Origin of the sequence: Hydrogenophaga sp. RWCD_12, assembly GCF_046604225.1 — a bacterium.
GTDB lineage: Bacteria > Pseudomonadota > Gammaproteobacteria > Burkholderiales > Burkholderiaceae_C > Hydrogenophaga.
This window is the reverse complement of sequence record NZ_JBKIXC010000003.1, coordinates 332,813-347,456: the sequence shown is the minus strand read 5'-3', so window position 1 is coordinate 347,456 and position 14,644 is coordinate 332,813. Positions and strand designations below refer to the sequence as shown.

Sequence of the window (14,644 nt, the reverse complement as noted above, 5' to 3'; positions counted from 1 at the left end):
CTTTCAGCGCTCGTCGTAGCTGACCACCAGCGTGTTGGTGGTCGGCCGCGCCTGGCAGGAGAGCACGAAGCCCTTCTCGGTTTCCCAGGGCTCGAGCGTGAAGTTCTTGTCCATGGTCACCGCGCCTTCCATCACCTTGGCGCGGCAGGTGCAGCAGACGCCGCCCTTGCACGACCAGGGCAGGTCCAGCCCGGCGTTGAGCGCGACGTCGAGCACCTTCTCGTCCTTGCCCATGCGCAGCTGGTGCGGCTTGCCGTCCACCACCACCGTCAGCGCGACCTCGCCGTCGGTGCGCAGGGCGGGGTGGCCGAGCACGGCGGACTTGCGCTGATCGGCCGGCAGGGCATCGAGCGTCGGCGAAGTGAAGCGCTCGGTGTGCACGCGGTCCGGTCGCACGCCGGCGTCCAGCAAGGCCTTTTCGGTCGCCTCGATCATGGCCTCGGGGCCGCAGACGAAGACCTCGTCCATGCTGCCCACCGGCAGCAGCGCGCCGATGATTTCGCGCACCTTGTCGCCGTCGATACGGCCTTCGAGCAACGGCACTTCCTGCGCCTGGCGCGAGAGCACGTGGATCAGTGTGAGGCGGCCCGGGTACTGGTCCTTCAGATCCTGCAGCGCCTCGTTGAACATCACGCTGGCCATACGGCGGTTGCCGTAGACCAGGGTGAACTTGGCGTCGGGCGACTCTTCCAGCGTGCTGGTCATGATCGACAGGATGGGCGTGATGCCCGAGCCGGCCGCGAAACCGACGCGGTGCAGCGCGCGCGGCTTGTGGATGGTGAAGCGGCCGTCGGGCGGCATCGCGCGCAAGGTGTCGCCGGCCTTGAGCGCGGTGGCGGCCCAGTTGGAGAACACACCGCCTTCGACCGGCCGGATGCCCAGCGTCACCTCGCCGTGTTTCACCAGCTGGCTGCGGGCGCTGCTGATCGAGTAGCTGCGGCGCACGTCCTGGCCGCCGATGTCGGCGCGCAGGGTGAGGAACTGGCCGGGCTCGAAGGCAAAGGCCTCGCGCAGCGGCTCGGGAACCGACAGGGAGATGGCGACGGCGCCAGCCGCCTCGGGGCTGACGCGCGAGACGGTGAGGTCGTGGAAGCGGGGGGCGGCGGTGCTCATGGCTTCGTCAGTAGGGTTTGAAGTAGTCGAAGGGTTCCTGGCAGTCCAGGCATTTGTAGAGCGCCTTGCAGGCGGTCGAGCCAAACGGCGAGGTCGCGGTGGTGTTGGTGGAGCCGCATTGCGGGCAGGGAACGTCCACGGCGCGGGCCACGTGGCGGCTGAACTGGAGCACGCCCGATGGCGCCGCACGGGTGCTGCCACATTGCGGTGGCGCGATGCCATAGGCGCGCAGCTTCTCGCGCGCGGCCTCGCTCATCCAGTCGGTGGTCCATGCCGGCGACAGCTGCGTGACCACGCGGCCCGGCAGGCCCGCGTCGCGCAAGGTGGACACGATGTCGTCCTCGATCTGGCCCATGGCGGGGCAGCCGCTGTAGGTCGGCGTGATGACCACTTCGGGCACGCCATCGGCGCCTTCGCGAATCTCACGCAGGATGCCCAGCTCGGCCAGCGAGATCACCGGAATCTCCGGGTCGGCCAGGTGCGCCAGCGCCTGTGCGACGGCCTGCAGCGAAGCCTCGGTGGCCAGGCCCATGGTGTTCACCAGACGGCGGTCGGATGCGCGCGGGCCAGGCTCTGCATCTCCGCGAGCAGGAAGCCCAGGTGCTCGGAATGCACGCCCACATGGCCCTGTGCCACATAGCCTTCGTGCGGCTGGTCGTGGCGCGTGAGCGTGGCGTCCGCGAGGGTTTCATTGACCAGTGCGTTCCAGTGGTCGCGCAGTGCAGTGATGTCCACACCGGTGCCGTCGCGTGCGGCGGCCTGCTCGGCGAGGCCGGGTTGCCAGAAGGCTTCGCAATAGGGCAGCAGGTGGTCGATGGCCGCCTGCGCGCGGCGGTGCGATTCTTCGGTGCCGTCGCCGAACCGCACCAGCCAATCGCTGGCATGCTGCAAGTGGTAGCGCACTTCCTTGAGCGACTTGGCCGCGATGCCGGCCAGCTGGGCGTCGCTCGACGATTGCAGCCGGTCCCACACCAGCACCATCAGCGCGCTGACCAGGAAGTTGCGGGCGATCGTCACGGCATAGTCGCGCTCGCTGACCGCGTAGCCCACCAGCGGACCGTGGTGCGGCAGCTCCGCGATGGTGTGGTTGCGGAACTCGGCGGTGTCGCGAAAGTAGGCGAGGGTGTCCTCGGTGATGCGGCCGTTCTGCCGCGCACCGTGCAGATGCGCAAAGCGCTGTTCAAGGGCGCTGTCGCGGTGGATCAGGTCGGCGGCGTGCTGGTAGAGCAGCCTTGCCTGACCGATGAGGTCCAGGCTGTTGTTGGCCAGCGCCAGGTCTTCTTCGAGGATGGGGCCATGCCCGCACCACTCGGCGTTGCGCTGGCCCAGCACCAGAGCATTGTCGGCCAGGTGCAGCAGGTAGTCGACGGGAGCGTGCGCGGCCATCACATGTGCCCCACTTTCTCCGGGATCTCGTAGAAGGTCGGGTGGCGGTAGACCTTGTCGGCCGCCGGGTCGAAGAAGCTGTCCTTGCTGTCGGGTTCGCTGGCGGTGATGGCGGTCGACGGCACGACCCAGATGCTCACTCCTTCCTGGCGCCGCGTGTAGACGTCGCGCGCCATCTGCAGCGCATGGCGCGCGTCGCTGGCATGCAGGCTGCCGCAGTGCTTGTGCTCCAGGCCCTGCTTGCTGCGGACGAAGATTTCCCACAGGGGCCATTCCTTCAATGCGGGCGCGTTCATGCGGCCTCCTTCTGCTGACGTTGCTGTTGCTTGCGGGCGTGGGCGAGGGCGGCTTCGCGCACCCAGGCGCCCTGTTCGTGCGCCTTGACGCGGGTGGCCAGGCGCTCCTTGTTCATCGGCCCATTGCCGTTCACCGTGGCCCAGAACTCGTCCCAGTCGATCTGGCCGTAGTCCCAGTGGCCGCGCGCCTCGTTCCACTTCAGGTCGGGGTCGGGCAGGGTCACGCCCAGCACCTCGGCCTGCGGCACGGTGGCGTCCACGAACTTCTGGCGCAGGTCGTTGTTGCTGATGCGCTTGATGCCCCAGCGCATGCCCTGCATGCTGTTGGGGCTGTCGGCGTCCGGCGGGCCGAACATGGCCAGGCACTTCCACCAGTAGCGGTTCACCGCGTCCTGCACCATGGCCTTCTGCTCGGCCGTGCCCTGCATCATCACCAGTAAGGCTTCGTAGCCCTGGCGCTGGTGAAAGCTCTCTTCCTTGCAGACGCGGATCATGGCGCGCGCATAGGGGCCGTACGAGCAGCGGCACAGCGGGATCTGGTTCATGATCGCCGCGCCGTCCACCAGCCAGCCGATCACGCCAACGTCGGCCCAGTTGAGGGTCGGGTAGTTGAAGATCGAGCTGTACTTGGCCTTGCCCGCATGCAGCGCGTCGAGCATCTGGTCGCGGCTAGTGCCCAGGGTTTCGGCGGCGGAATACAGGTAGAGACCGTGGCCGCCTTCATCCTGTACCTTGGCGATCAGGATCGCCTTGCGCTTGAGGCTGGGTGCGCGGCTGATCCAGTTGCCCTCGGGCAGCATGCCGACGATCTCGCTGTGCGCGTGCTGGCTGATCTGGCGCACCAGCGTCTTGCGGTAGGCCTCGGGCATCCAGTCGCGCGGCTCAACCTTGCCGTCGGCGTCGATGACGGTGTCGAAATGGGTCTGCAGCGCGGCGTCTTCAGCGCGGATCGGTCTCGCGGCTGGCTTGGGGCCGCCCTTGGCGTCTCCGTCGGCGACGGAAAAAGATTGGGTGTACATGCGCGTCTCCAAAACCGGGTTATGCCGGGTGGATGCGCAGTATAGGGAATTAACCGACCGACCGGTTGGTTAATTCGGGAATCCCTCATCAGGGTTTTTACGGGGCGGGCACGGGGTCGCTCGCGAGGAGCGGACTGCGCCCTACAGTCGGGGCATGTCTGCGAATTTCATTGGCGCCTTTCGGGCGCGCCGGCGGCTGGTGCGCTTCTTGGCCCTCTCCGGTACGCTGTGGCTGCTGGCCTGGGCGGCCGCGCAGGGGGCTGCGCTTCCGGCGGCCTGCGACGCCTTGGGGGCATCCGCGCTGTTGACGGCTGTCAATGCCGCCCGTGCACAGCCTCGCCAGTGCGGCGCGACGTTCATGGCCGCAGCGCCTCCGCTTGGCTGGAGCTCGGTCCTGGAAGGTGCCGCGCGGGAACATTCGAGCGACATGGCGACACGCAACTTTTTCTCGCACGTCGGCAGCAACGGCAGTGAGGTCGGGCAACGGGTGCATGCGGCCGGGGCGGGCTGGAGCGCTGCCGCCGAAAACATCGCGGGCGGGCCGTCTTCAGTGGCGGAAGTGATGGCGGACTGGCTATCCAGCCCGGGCCATTGCGCCAACATCATGGGCCCAGCGTTTCGGCTGGTTGGCGTGGCCTGCGTCGAGCGGCCGGGCAGCCGATACGGCCGCTACTGGACCATGGTGCTGACCCGGCCCTGAGCGCCGGAGCGGTCAGGCTCCGCCGGTTTCCAGCGTCTGTGACTTGCCTCTGCCGCGTCCGAGCACCTTCAGCATCACTGGCAGGGCTGCCTGCAGTTCCGTCTTGAGCGTGTGCGGCGGATTGACCACGAACATGCCGCTGGCGGTGAGGCCAGGGCGTTCGCCGGGCTCCAGGTCTTTCTGACCGATGTTCAGCGTGGCGTGCAGCCAGGACTTCTTGGCCTGGTTGCACATCGTCTTGAGGCGGCGCGGCAGGTCGTGGGCCTCGGGGCGCGGGATGATCGGGTACCAGACCAGGTACGTGCCGGTTGGGAAGCGCTTGAGGCACTCTTGGATGCAGGCGCTCACTTTGGCGTAATCGTTCTTGATCTCGTAGCTCGGGTCGATCAGCACCAGGGCGCGCTTGGACCCGGTCGACGACGGCGGCGGGGGCAGGAGCGGCGTGAGACCTTCAAAACCGTCCTGCAGCGCGACGGCGATCTGGCGCCCGGCTTCAAGCTGGGCGATGTTGGCGCTCAGGGTGCGGCTGTCGGTCGGGTGAAGCTCGAAAAGCTTGAGCCGGTCGCGCGATTCGGTGCGCATCAGCGACTGCATGACGAACGGCGAGCCGGGGTAGACCCGCAGGCTGCCGTCGGGATTGAAGCCGGCGATCAGGTCCAGGTAGTCGTCCAGCGCCGGCGTCGATGCGGGCGGGGTGCCCGTTGCCGGGCGCAGTGCCCCCATGAGCTTGACGATGCCGTCGACCGCTTCACCGCCTTTTTCGGCGTAGTCGCCATCCAGCCGGTACAGGCCCGCACCGGCGTGGGTGTCGACCAGCGTGATCGACGGCTCCTTGAGCATCAGGTGGCGCAGCGTCGCGATGAGGGTGGTGTGCTTGAGCACGTCGGCATGGTTGCCGGCGTGGAAGGCGTGGCGGTAACTGAACATGCCGGGATGGTAGCGCCCGAACACCCTGGCCGGTGGAAACTTGCCAGCCCACGGCCGAATTTCGTACAATGGAGGGCTTCGCAGCGATTTTGTGGTCCCGCGGCGGAGCATCTACACCCACCTAAGAGTCTTCCGACAGAGAAGAACCGACCGTGGAAAAGGACCCGCCAAACCAACTCGCAAGAGAAAACTCATGACCAAAACGTTCAGCGCCAAACCCGCTGACGTGAAGCACGAGTGGTTTGTGATTGACGCAACCGACAAGGTTCTCGGACGGGTCGCCAGTGAAGTGGCCCTCCGTCTGCGCGGCAAGCACAAGGCCATCTACACGCCTCACGTCGATACCGGTGACTTCATCGTCATCATCAACGCATCCAAGATTCGCGTGACCGGTACCAAGTCCACCGACAAGGTGTACTACCGTCACTCGGGTTACCCGGGCGGCATCTATGCCACCAACTTCCGCGACATGCAGGCCAAGCACCCCGGCCGCGCGCTCGAGAAGGCCGTCAAGGGCATGCTGCCCAAGGGTCCTCTGGGCTACGCCATGATCAAGAAGCTCAAGGTGTACGGCGGCGCCGAGCACCCGCACACCGCCCAACAGCCGCAAGTGCTGGACATCTAAAGGAGCCTTGAGATGATTGGTGAATGGAACAATGGAACCGGCCGTCGCAAATCCAGCGTCGCCCGCGTGTTTCTGAAAAAAGGCACCGGCAAGATCACGGTCAATGGCAAGGACATCCAAGCCTACTTCGGCCGCGAGACTTCCATCATGATCGCCAAGCAGCCCCTGCTGCTGACGAACCATGCCGAGACCTTCGACATCCAGGTGAACGTGCACGGCGGCGGTGAATCCGGCCAGGCCGGCGCTGTCCGCCACGGCATCACCCGCGCCCTGATCGACTACGACGCGACCCTGAAGTCGGGTCTGTCGCAGGCCGGTTACGTGACCCGTGACGCCCGCGAAGTCGAACGTAAGAAGGTCGGTCTGCGTTCTGCACGCCGCGCCAAGCAGTTCAGCAAGCGTTAATTCGCTGTTCACTGCCGCAAAAACCGCCTTCAGGCTTGTCTTGGGGCGGTTTTTGTTTTCTGTGGGCCTTCACTTGCGAAGAGGAACTGTCCGATGAGGTTGCGCCTGTTGCGCCGAAGAATGACCGTCAGCGCCCCGCGCATGGCGATCCGCAGCCACACACCCTGGCCGCTTCGCTGGTTGCTGGCCGCGGTTGTGCTGGGCTTTTCGGGAGCGCTGGCCCTCTGGGCGTTTGAGTTCGGCAAGGACATTGCTGGCCTGGACCGCAACGCCAAGCAGGAACTGGAAACCTTGCGCAGTGAAGTGCAGCAGCTGCGCGCAGACCTGGGACGGGCGCAGTCGATCGCCAATACCTCCGAAAGCCTGCTCACGGCGGAAAAGGCCGCGCAGGAACAGCTGTCGCTGCAGATCAAGCAGTTGCAGACCGACAACCAGACGCTGCGCACCGACCTGGGGTTCTTTGAGCGGCTGATTCCTGGCACCGGCAGCGACGCGTTGAGCATCCGCGGCCTGCAGATTGAAAAGGTCGGTGAGACACAGCTGAAGTGGCAGGTGCTCATGATCCAGGCGGAGAAGAACGCGCCCGAATTCAAGGGCCAGCTGGAGGTCAGCTTCACCGGAACGCTCGACGGCAAACCCTGGACCGCGCTGCAATCGCCAGCACCCCAGCCAGTGCTGATCAAGGGCTATCTTCGCCAGGAGGGACTGGTGGACGTGCCAGCGCAGGCCGTGGTAAAAACCGTGACCGCCAAAATCATCCAGGGTGGGGCCGTGAAGGTCCTGCACACCATCAAACTCTGACCGCCGTCGTTGCAGGAGTCTCCATGTTCAACAAGAAAAAGCAGCCCCCCATCAAGAGCCTGATCGCCCAGGGCACCCGCATCGACGGCAACGTGGTGTTCCACGACGGCCTGCGCGTGGACGGTGATGTGGTCGGTGACATCCGGGCCAGCGAAGACCAGTCGAGCATCCTGGTGATCAGCGAGACCGCCAGCGTGACCGGGCAGATCCACGCCGACCACGTGATCATCAACGGCACCGTCAAGGGCCCGGTGCTGGCGTTCGACCTGCTGGAGTTGCAGCCCAAGGCGCGCATCGAAGGCGACGTGTCCTACAAGGCACTCGAAATGCACCAGGGCGCCACCATCTCCGGCCAGCTCAAGCCCATGACCGGCGGTGCCGAAGACAAACCCACACTGAAACTGGCGGCAAACAACGCCTGAGCACAATCCCGACTGATTTGCTATAGCATTCGGGAATTGTCTGTGTGAGTTGGCTCGCACGTTGACCGAACCGCCGTAACGAGGAACACCATGAGCGCCGTTGCCGAGAACATCCAGACCGAAATGCCCGCCCCGCTGATCTTCACCGACAGCGCCGCCTCCAAGGTGGCCGAACTGGTGGCCGAAGAGGGCAACCCTGACCTGAAGCTGCGCGTATTCGTGCAGGGTGGTGGCTGCTCCGGTTTCCAGTACGGCTTCACCTTCGACGAGATCGTCAATGAGGACGACACACAGATGACCAAGAACGGCGTGTCGCTGCTGATTGATGCGATGAGCTACCAGTACTTGGTCGGCGCCGAAATTGACTACAAGGAAGACCTTGAAGGTGCCCAGTTCGTGATCAAGAACCCCAACGCCTCCACCACCTGTGGTTGCGGTTCGAGCTTCAGCGTCTGATCAGGACATCGATCCGGGAATGAAAAAAGGAGCGCGAGGCGCTCCTTTTTTGTTGGCCGCTTGACGACGGGGGTGAGCCGTTCTTATTCCGCCTTGGCCTGCTGCACGGTGGCCGCGGCGTCGAGCTGCTGGCGCATGAGCTTGGCCACCGCATCGAAGCGGGCGCGGGCTGCCTGATTGACCGGAATGTTCTCGCTGTGGCGGGCCACTTCCAGCGGGTCCAGCGGCTCGCCCTTGACCCGGAACTCAAAGTGCAGGTGCGGACCGGTCGACGCGCCGGTGGAGCCGACAGCACCAATGAATTCGCCTTGCGCCACCTTCTGTCCGGTGCGGACGTCGATGCGGCTGAGGTGGGCGAACTTGGTCAGCTGGTTGTCCTTGTGCTGGATCTCGATGATGTTGCCGTAGCCGTTTTGCCAGCCGGCAAAGCTGACCACGCCGTCGCCGATGGTGCGCACCGGCGTGCCAGTCGGAGCAGCGTAGTCCACACCCAGGTGGGCCTTCTGTTGACCGGAGATCGGATGGAAGCGCATGCCGTAGCCGCTGCTCACGCGGGAGAACTCCAGCGGCGAGGCCAGGAACGACTTGCGCGAGCTGGAGCCGTCGAAGCCGTAGAAGGCGCCCTTGAGTCCGGGCTCCTCGAACCACACCGCCTGGTGTGCATGGCCGTTGTTGACGAACTCGGCGCTCAGCACCCGACCGGCACGCATCGGTTCGCCATCGGCTTCCAGGCTCTCGTACACCACGGCAAAACGGTCGCCTTCGCGCAGGTCGCGGCGGAAATCGATGTCGCCGGAGAACATTTCGGCCAGCTGCACGGCCACGGCATCGGGCAGGTCGGCTGCGTCGGTGGCGGCAAACAGCGAGGAGCGGATGACACCGCTGGCCAGGCGTGGCGTGACCGTCAGTTCTGCAGACTCAATCCGCGATTGCAGGCCCTGGGCGCCGCGTTCGATCACGAGCCGCTGGAACATGCGTTCGTCGTCGGGCAGCCAGCGGGCTGACAGCTTCAGCAGCTGTTGCTCGGCGTTGGCTTCGACCGTCACCAGCTTGCCGGCGCGGCCTTCGAACAGCTGGCGCACGGCAGCGTCGTTGCGCATCAGCGCCTGCGCTTCGGAGTCGCGTACGCCAAGGCGTTGCAGCAGGCTCTGGGGTGTGTCGTCGCGGCGGATGGTGTCGCTGCGGTACAGGGTCATGCCCGTGTTCAGGGGCATGCCGGCGTCGGTCAGCGGAGAGATCGACAGCTCTTCCACCACCTGCTGCACGGGCAGCAGGGAGGCATCAGGTGCCAGTGGGGCAATGCCGAAGGCGGTCACGCCGGTGCCCAGCAGCAGCGCACCCACGCCCGCCATCACACGGCGCGGGTGGCGGGAAAGGCTTTCGAGCAGTGAGCGACCGGACGACCGGGCCAGGGTGGGCAGCGGGTTCTGGCGGGAAGAAAACTTCAAAATCGGATTCCGGGCCTGCGAGGCGTTGGATGCGATGGCGCCTGCAAGCGCCTGCATTGGTGGGCAGGAGGGCGGCCCACTAGAATCCGGGGCTCACCAAACCCAAAAGTATAGCCTCCACCGGGGGCTGGCGCCTCTGAAAAAACCCTTATGAATCACAGCGATACCGATGTTTCAGGTGTGTCTCCGACGGACGGTGTGCGTGAGGCGCTGGCTGTCACGCTGCGGGGCTGCGACGAGTTGATTCCGCAAGACGACTGGGTGAAGAAACTCACGAAATCGGAACAGACGGGTGTGCCTCTGCGGATCAAGCTGGGCCTGGATCCGACCGCGCCGGACATCCACATCGGCCACACAGTGGTGCTCAACAAGATGCGCCAGCTGCAGGACCTGGGGCACCAGGTGATCTTCCTGATCGGCGACTTCACCAGCCTGATCGGCGACCCTTCGGGCCGAAACACCACCCGCCCGCCACTGACGTCAGAACAGATCAAGGCCAACGCAGAGACCTACTACAAGCAGGCCAGCCTGGTGCTGGACCCCGCGAAAACCGAGATCCGGTACAACAGTGAGTGGTCGCTACCGCTGGGCTCGATGGGCATGATCCAGCTGGCCGCCAAGTACACGGTGGCGCGCATGATGGAGCGCAACGATTTCCACGACCGGTTCAAAGCCGGCACGCCGATCAGCGTGCACGAGTTCCTGTATCCGCTGATGCAGGGCTACGACTCGGTGGCACTCAAGGCCGACCTGGAGCTGGGTGGCACGGACCAGAAGTTCAACCTGCTGATGGGGCGCCACCTGCAGCAGGAATACGGCCAGGAGCCGCAGTGCATCCTGACCATGCCGCTGCTCGAAGGCCTGGACGGCGTCGAGAAGATGTCCAAGTCCAAGAACAATTACATCGGCATCGCCGAAGAGCCCAACACCATGTTCGCCAAGGTGCTGTCGATTTCGGACACGCTGATGTGGCGCTGGTATACGCTGCTTTCGTTCAGGTCGATGGCCGAGATCGAGGCGCTGAAGAAGGAAGTCGAAGGCGGCCGCAACCCGAAGGACGCGAAGGTGATGCTGGCCAAGGAGATCACCGCACGTTTCCACAGCGTGGCCGCGGCCGATGCGGCAGAGCAGGATTTCATCAACCGCAGCAAGGGCGGCGTGCCGGATGAGATTCCCGAAGTCTCGCTGTCGGGTGCGCCCATGGGTGTGGCTGCACTGCTCAACGCAGCCGGCCTGGTGGCGTCCAACGGGGAAGGTAACCGGCTCATCGACGGCGGCGGTGTGCGCATCGATTCTTCGGTGGTCAGCGACAAGGGGTTGAAGCTGGGCGCCGGGGTTTATGTCGTGCAGGTGGGCAAGCGGAAGTTTGCTCGGGTCACGCTGTCCTGATTTTTCGCGCCTGTGTGTGTGCGGGATCGGGGCGCCAGCGCGCTCTGTTCCGTTCGTGTCCCCCGGACCGGCTGCGCCGGTCCGCGCTGGCGCTCGATCCTTGAGGCAATGCTGGAGAGCGAGAGGCTTACCGAGCCCCAGCCTTTTCCAGCATTGACACCATTGTTGAATAGCCACGAGCCTTCGCCAGCGCCAAAGGCGTCTGACCACTTCGGTCCGCCAACTGCAGATTGGCCCCCGCATCGATCAATGCCTTCAGCGTCGCCTGATGCCGCGCCCCACCATCCCCGAGCACGATCGACTCGATCACGGCAGTCCAGTGCAGGTTGTTCACATGGTCCAGCGGAGCACCAGCCGCGATCAGCTGCCGCACCACACCGTCGTGCCCCAGATGCGCCGCAGCGATGAGGGCTGTCCCGTCGTAACGGCTGGTGGTCTGCTTCGCGCTCGCGCCCAGCTGCAACAGCACTTTCAGCGTCTCTTCGTCGTCCGCCACCGCTGAAATCGTGACCCCGTCGTAGCGGTCGTTCTCCAGCCGGTCCAGGTCGGCGCCAGCCTTCGCCAGCGCGCGGATCGCTTCCCGTTGCCGCGCGAACGCCGCCACATGCAACGGCGTGCGGCCGTAGCCGTCCGTCGTGTTCAGCGCCGCGCCCGACGCGACCAACCGCTGGATCTTGGCCACGTCGCCTTTGTGCGCGGCCATGTGCAGGCCGGTATAGGCGGCGGCCTCGGCCGCGCTGGGCGCGACCTGGGCCTGGGCGATGACGCCGCCGAGTGCCAGCGGCAGGGCCAGCGCAAGGACCCTGAGCGCGTTCATTTCAGCAGGTCCGCGACCTTGGCGATGCCGGCGTTCGCGCACTGCTCGTCCAGGTGGCCGCCAGGTGCACCGCCCACGCCGACAGCGCCGATCACTTCGTTGCCGACCTTGACCGGCACGCCGCCGCCCAGAATCAGGAAACCGGGAATGTCGACCAGAGTCGCAGCGCCAGGGTTCTTCTGAACGTTCTCCAGCATCGCGGTGGTCGGGGCCTTGGCCGAGGCCGAGGTGAAGGCCTTGCCCTGTGCGGCGCCCACGGTGTGCGGGCCGGCGTTGTCGGCGCGCTGCAGGGCGCGCAGGGTGCCGGCGCGGTCCACCACGGCGACGGTCACGTTGTAGTTGCTGGCGCTGCAGGCGGCGACGGTGGCGGCGGCGATCTGGTTGGCCAGTTCGAGCGACATGTTCTTTTCGGTGCGCACGGCCTGCGCGCTGGCGGCGCTGGCGATCAGGGACAGGGCGATGGCAGAGGCGGAAACGATGGCTTTCATGGGGTTCTCCTTCGGGTGTTGGCGGTTCGATCAACCGTGGGAGAACTGTAGAAATTCGCGTCGGCTTGCACCATTCGGACGGTTACGCGCGGGGCTCCGTAGAACTACGGAGTGGCTGGAAACCGGGGGGCCGACTCAGCCAGCGTCGTGTTCGTCGACCAGGGCCGCGTAGCGCCGGATCAGCTGCGCCAGCGACTCAGCCTGCAGCTTGGCGAACAGGTTGGCGCGGTGGGTCTCGACCGTGCGCGGTGAGAGGTCCAGCGCGCGGCCGATTTCCTTGTTGGTCAGGCCCGCGACGATCAGGCCCAGCACCTCGTGCTCGCGCTCGGAGAGTTGCGCGTAGCGTTCGCGCGCTTCCCTGTCGGCCTGGTGGCGCTCGCGCGAACGCACGTGCTGGCGCACCGCGTTCTGCAGCGCTTCGATCAGCAGCTCGTCGTTGACCGGCTTTTCCAGGAACTCGGCGGCACCGGCCTTGAACGCGCGGCGGCACATGTCCACCGTGCCGTGGCCGGTGAGCATGATCACCGGCTGGTCCACGCCCTGCGCGACCAGGGTGTCTAGCACCGTCAGGCCACTGATGCCGGGCATGCGCACATCCAGCACGATGGCACCGATGGCCTCACGGTCGAAGCCGTCAAGAAAGGCCTGCGGCTCGGCCCAGGGGATCACGCGCAGGCCGACCGTACCGATCAGCAGCGCCAGGCTTTCGCGCACGGCCGCGTCGTCGTCGATCAGGTGGATGGTGGGCGAGAGGGTGGGGCTCACTGGACGACCCTCATGTTGCGCCCTTCGACCGCGGCAGGCGCAGCGTGAACACCGCACCGCCGTCGGGCCGGTTGGCGGCGCTGAGCGAGCCGCCCATGCCTTGCGCCAGCGTCTCGCACAGTGGCAGGCCAAGGCCCAGGCCACCTTCGCGGGTCGAGAAAAAGGGTTCGAACAGGCGAGGCAGCGCCTCGGGCGCGATGCCGGGGCCGCGGTCGGCGACGGACAGTTCGCCGTCGCCGCCGGTGGTGCCAACCGACAGCGTCAGTGCGCGCTGCGGCGGTTCTACTGCTTCCATCGCCTGCAAGGCGTTCATCAGCAGGTTGTGCACGATCTGGTCCACGGCCACCGGGTCGGCGGTGACCAGCACCGCTTCCGGCGCCTGCAGCGTCGGGGTCACGCCGCGCCGGCGGTATTCGGGTTCAAGCAGGTGCAGCGCCCGGCCGAGTGCTTCGGCGAGGTCCACCACACCATCCGTGGCCTCGACGCCGCTCTGGTGTTTCGGCCGTTCAACCGCGGTGCGCAGGCGCCCCACCACATCGGCGGCGCGGCGCGCCTGTGCGGCGGCCTGGGCCATGGCCTGGCGGGCGGTGTCGAGTTCGGGCGGATTGTCGGCCAGCAGGCGTTGCGCGGCCTGTGTGTTGGCCAGCACCGCCGTCAGCGGCTGATTCAGTTCGTGCGCCATGCCGGCCGCGAGTTCTCCCAGCGTGTTCAGGCGCGCGACCTGGCCCAGCCGCAGCAGCTCTTCGGCACGGCGGCGTGCGGTGCGCTGCCGTTGCCATTGCGCCAGCAGGGCCAGCACGCCGGCCACCGCGGCGCTCCATCCCAGCATCAGGCCCCAGGGCAGACGCGACCAGCCCATGCGCTGACGGGCCACCACATCGAAAGGCTGGCTTGCGGCCGCGAGGTGCTTGTGGAACTCGAACATCGAGCCGCCAGCGGCCGCCAGCGCGCTGGCGTCGCCGGCTTGCAAATCGAACTGCTGGCCCTCGTGTTCCAGCCGCACCTGCACCGGGCTGGTGTCGGGCTTCATCGGCCATTCGCTCCAGGGCACCATGCCCTTGAGGTCGATGGTCAGCGCGTAGGACGCGGGCTCGGCCGCCAAGACCAGCCGGTAGCGTCCCGAAGCGAGATCGAGGCCGGCCAGCGCGGCGCGCCGGCTCTTCCGGGAGCGCGCTTCGGCGTCGGTCAACGCGGCCTCGGGCCAGGCGGTGCCGCGGTCGCGCCGCTGCACCGACAGGATGTGAGGGTAGAGCGCGGGCAGGCGCTGCTCCGGCGGGGTGGCGCCGGCACTTTCCGGCCCGGGTTGCAGCAGGGCGAGGGTGTCGAGGATCGCATCGTGCTGCACCACCTGCTGGCTCAGCAGGCGGTGGACGATGCGGGCGTCGGTCTCGAACAGCGCGCGCTGCTCGTCGATGGACTGGCGGGCGAGCAGGACGGCGCCCGCCAACGAGACCACCGTCCCGCCGACCCACCACCAAAGACCCGACCGCGTGTTACGCATGCTACGGATTCTGTCACGCGACCCGCGCAGCGGCGGAGCGTGGGGGCTCCAGCGGGCCAGCCGCCGGGCCGCCCCAAGGCAGGCCC

18 protein-coding genes are annotated in these 14,644 nt (G+C 66.3%); 7 read left to right on the top strand and 11 right to left on the bottom strand.

Going from position 1 to position 14,644, the window contains the following annotated elements; translation table 11 throughout:
• Positions 1 to 3: 3 nt before the first annotated feature.
• Genes ACLIJ1_RS13585 through paaA form a run of 5 tightly spaced genes read right to left on the bottom strand, consistent with a single transcriptional unit; the run spans position 4 to position 3,814 of the window.
• Positions 4 to 1,113 carry a 2Fe-2S iron-sulfur cluster-binding protein gene (locus ACLIJ1_RS13585; RefSeq protein WP_411366072.1) on the bottom strand — a complete coding sequence of 370 codons (1,110 nt, stop codon included), beginning with the start codon at positions 1,111 to 1,113 and terminating at the stop codon, positions 4 to 6.
• 7 nt (positions 1,114 to 1,120) lie between these two features.
• On the bottom strand, positions 1,121 to 1,645 hold the full coding sequence (paaD, locus tag ACLIJ1_RS13580) for a 1,2-phenylacetyl-CoA epoxidase subunit PaaD (RefSeq protein WP_411366071.1): 525 nt from the start codon (positions 1,643 to 1,645) through the stop codon (positions 1,121 to 1,123).
• Positions 1,646 to 1,650: 5 nt separating this feature from the next.
• On the bottom strand, positions 1,651 to 2,499 hold the full coding sequence (gene paaC, locus ACLIJ1_RS13575; protein WP_411366070.1) for a 1,2-phenylacetyl-CoA epoxidase subunit PaaC: 849 nt from the start codon (positions 2,497 to 2,499) through the stop codon (positions 1,651 to 1,653).
• Positions 2,499 to 2,795, bottom strand: coding sequence for a 1,2-phenylacetyl-CoA epoxidase subunit PaaB (gene paaB / locus ACLIJ1_RS13570; protein ID WP_411366069.1), 297 nt, complete (start codon positions 2,793 to 2,795; stop codon positions 2,499 to 2,501). The genes paaC and paaB overlap by 1 nt, the downstream gene beginning before the upstream one ends.
• Positions 2,792 to 3,814, bottom strand: coding sequence for a 1,2-phenylacetyl-CoA epoxidase subunit PaaA (gene paaA, locus ACLIJ1_RS13565; protein ID WP_411366068.1), 1,023 nt, complete (start codon positions 3,812 to 3,814; stop codon positions 2,792 to 2,794). Before paaA ends, paaB begins: the two co-directional genes overlap by 4 nt.
• Before the next feature lie 154 nt (positions 3,815 to 3,968).
• Between paaA and ACLIJ1_RS13560 the strand changes: the two genes are divergently transcribed.
• Complete coding sequence (locus ACLIJ1_RS13560; protein ID WP_411366067.1) at positions 3,969 to 4,514, top strand: CAP domain-containing protein; 546 nt, start codon at positions 3,969 to 3,971, stop codon at positions 4,512 to 4,514.
• Positions 4,515 to 4,526: 12 nt separating this feature from the next.
• Here ACLIJ1_RS13560 and ACLIJ1_RS13555 read toward each other — a convergent pair whose 3' ends face one another.
• Positions 4,527 to 5,441 carry a 23S rRNA (adenine(2030)-N(6))-methyltransferase RlmJ gene (locus ACLIJ1_RS13555; RefSeq protein WP_411366066.1) on the bottom strand — a complete coding sequence of 305 codons (915 nt, stop codon included), beginning with the start codon at positions 5,439 to 5,441 and terminating at the stop codon, positions 4,527 to 4,529.
• Between the two features lie 193 nt (positions 5,442 to 5,634).
• Between ACLIJ1_RS13555 and rplM the strand changes: the two genes are divergently transcribed.
• The 5 genes from rplM (at position 5,635) to erpA (ending at position 8,150) form a co-directional block, all read left to right on the top strand.
• Entirely contained in the window at positions 5,635 to 6,066 is a 432-nt protein-coding gene (gene rplM / locus ACLIJ1_RS13550; RefSeq protein ID WP_411366065.1) for a 50S ribosomal protein L13, read from the top strand.
• A 12-nt stretch (positions 6,067 to 6,078) separates the two neighbouring features.
• Positions 6,079 to 6,471 carry a 30S ribosomal protein S9 gene (gene rpsI, locus ACLIJ1_RS13545; protein WP_411366064.1) on the top strand — a complete coding sequence of 131 codons (393 nt, stop codon included), beginning with the start codon at positions 6,079 to 6,081 and terminating at the stop codon, positions 6,469 to 6,471.
• Positions 6,472 to 6,564: 93 nt separating this feature from the next.
• Positions 6,565 to 7,272, top strand: coding sequence for a DUF6776 family protein (locus tag ACLIJ1_RS13540; RefSeq protein WP_411366063.1), 708 nt, complete (start codon positions 6,565 to 6,567; stop codon positions 7,270 to 7,272).
• Between the two features lie 23 nt (positions 7,273 to 7,295).
• A complete protein-coding gene (locus ACLIJ1_RS13535; protein WP_411366062.1) occupies positions 7,296 to 7,694 on the top strand; it encodes a bactofilin family protein in 399 nt (132 codons plus the stop codon).
• A 90-nt stretch (positions 7,695 to 7,784) separates the two neighbouring features.
• A complete protein-coding gene (gene erpA, locus ACLIJ1_RS13530; protein ID WP_411366061.1) occupies positions 7,785 to 8,150 on the top strand; it encodes an iron-sulfur cluster insertion protein ErpA in 366 nt (121 codons plus the stop codon).
• 83 nt (positions 8,151 to 8,233) lie between these two features.
• Here erpA and ACLIJ1_RS13525 read toward each other — a convergent pair whose 3' ends face one another.
• Positions 8,234 to 9,598, bottom strand: coding sequence for a peptidoglycan DD-metalloendopeptidase family protein (locus tag ACLIJ1_RS13525; RefSeq protein WP_411366060.1), 1,365 nt, complete (start codon positions 9,596 to 9,598; stop codon positions 8,234 to 8,236).
• A 150-nt stretch (positions 9,599 to 9,748) separates the two neighbouring features.
• Here ACLIJ1_RS13525 and tyrS point away from each other — a divergent pair, with 150 nt between their 5' ends.
• Positions 9,749 to 10,987 (top strand): tyrosine--tRNA ligase, encoded by a 1,239-nt coding sequence (tyrS, locus tag ACLIJ1_RS13520; RefSeq protein ID WP_411366059.1) that lies wholly within the window; start codon positions 9,749 to 9,751, stop codon positions 10,985 to 10,987.
• A gap of 127 nt (positions 10,988 to 11,114) precedes the next feature.
• Here tyrS and ACLIJ1_RS13515 read toward each other — a convergent pair whose 3' ends face one another.
• The 4 genes from ACLIJ1_RS13515 to ACLIJ1_RS13500 all read right to left on the bottom strand — a co-directional run bounded on the left by ACLIJ1_RS13515 (position 11,115) and on the right by ACLIJ1_RS13500 (position 14,558).
• Positions 11,115 to 11,804 (bottom strand): ankyrin repeat domain-containing protein, encoded by a 690-nt coding sequence (locus ACLIJ1_RS13515; RefSeq protein WP_411366058.1) that lies wholly within the window; start codon positions 11,802 to 11,804, stop codon positions 11,115 to 11,117.
• Positions 11,801 to 12,292, bottom strand: a complete 492-nt coding sequence (locus ACLIJ1_RS13510; protein WP_411366057.1) for a GlcG/HbpS family heme-binding protein — start codon at positions 12,290 to 12,292, stop codon at positions 11,801 to 11,803. The genes ACLIJ1_RS13515 and ACLIJ1_RS13510 overlap by 4 nt, the downstream gene beginning before the upstream one ends.
• A gap of 135 nt (positions 12,293 to 12,427) precedes the next feature.
• Positions 12,428 to 13,057, bottom strand: a complete 630-nt coding sequence (locus ACLIJ1_RS13505) for a response regulator transcription factor (RefSeq protein WP_411366056.1) — start codon at positions 13,055 to 13,057, stop codon at positions 12,428 to 12,430.
• A gap of 10 nt (positions 13,058 to 13,067) precedes the next feature.
• Positions 13,068 to 14,558: a sensor histidine kinase gene (locus tag ACLIJ1_RS13500; RefSeq protein WP_411366055.1), complete on the bottom strand. Its 1,491-nt coding sequence runs from the start codon at positions 14,556 to 14,558 to the stop codon at positions 13,068 to 13,070.
• Positions 14,559 to 14,644: the final 86 nt, after the last annotated feature.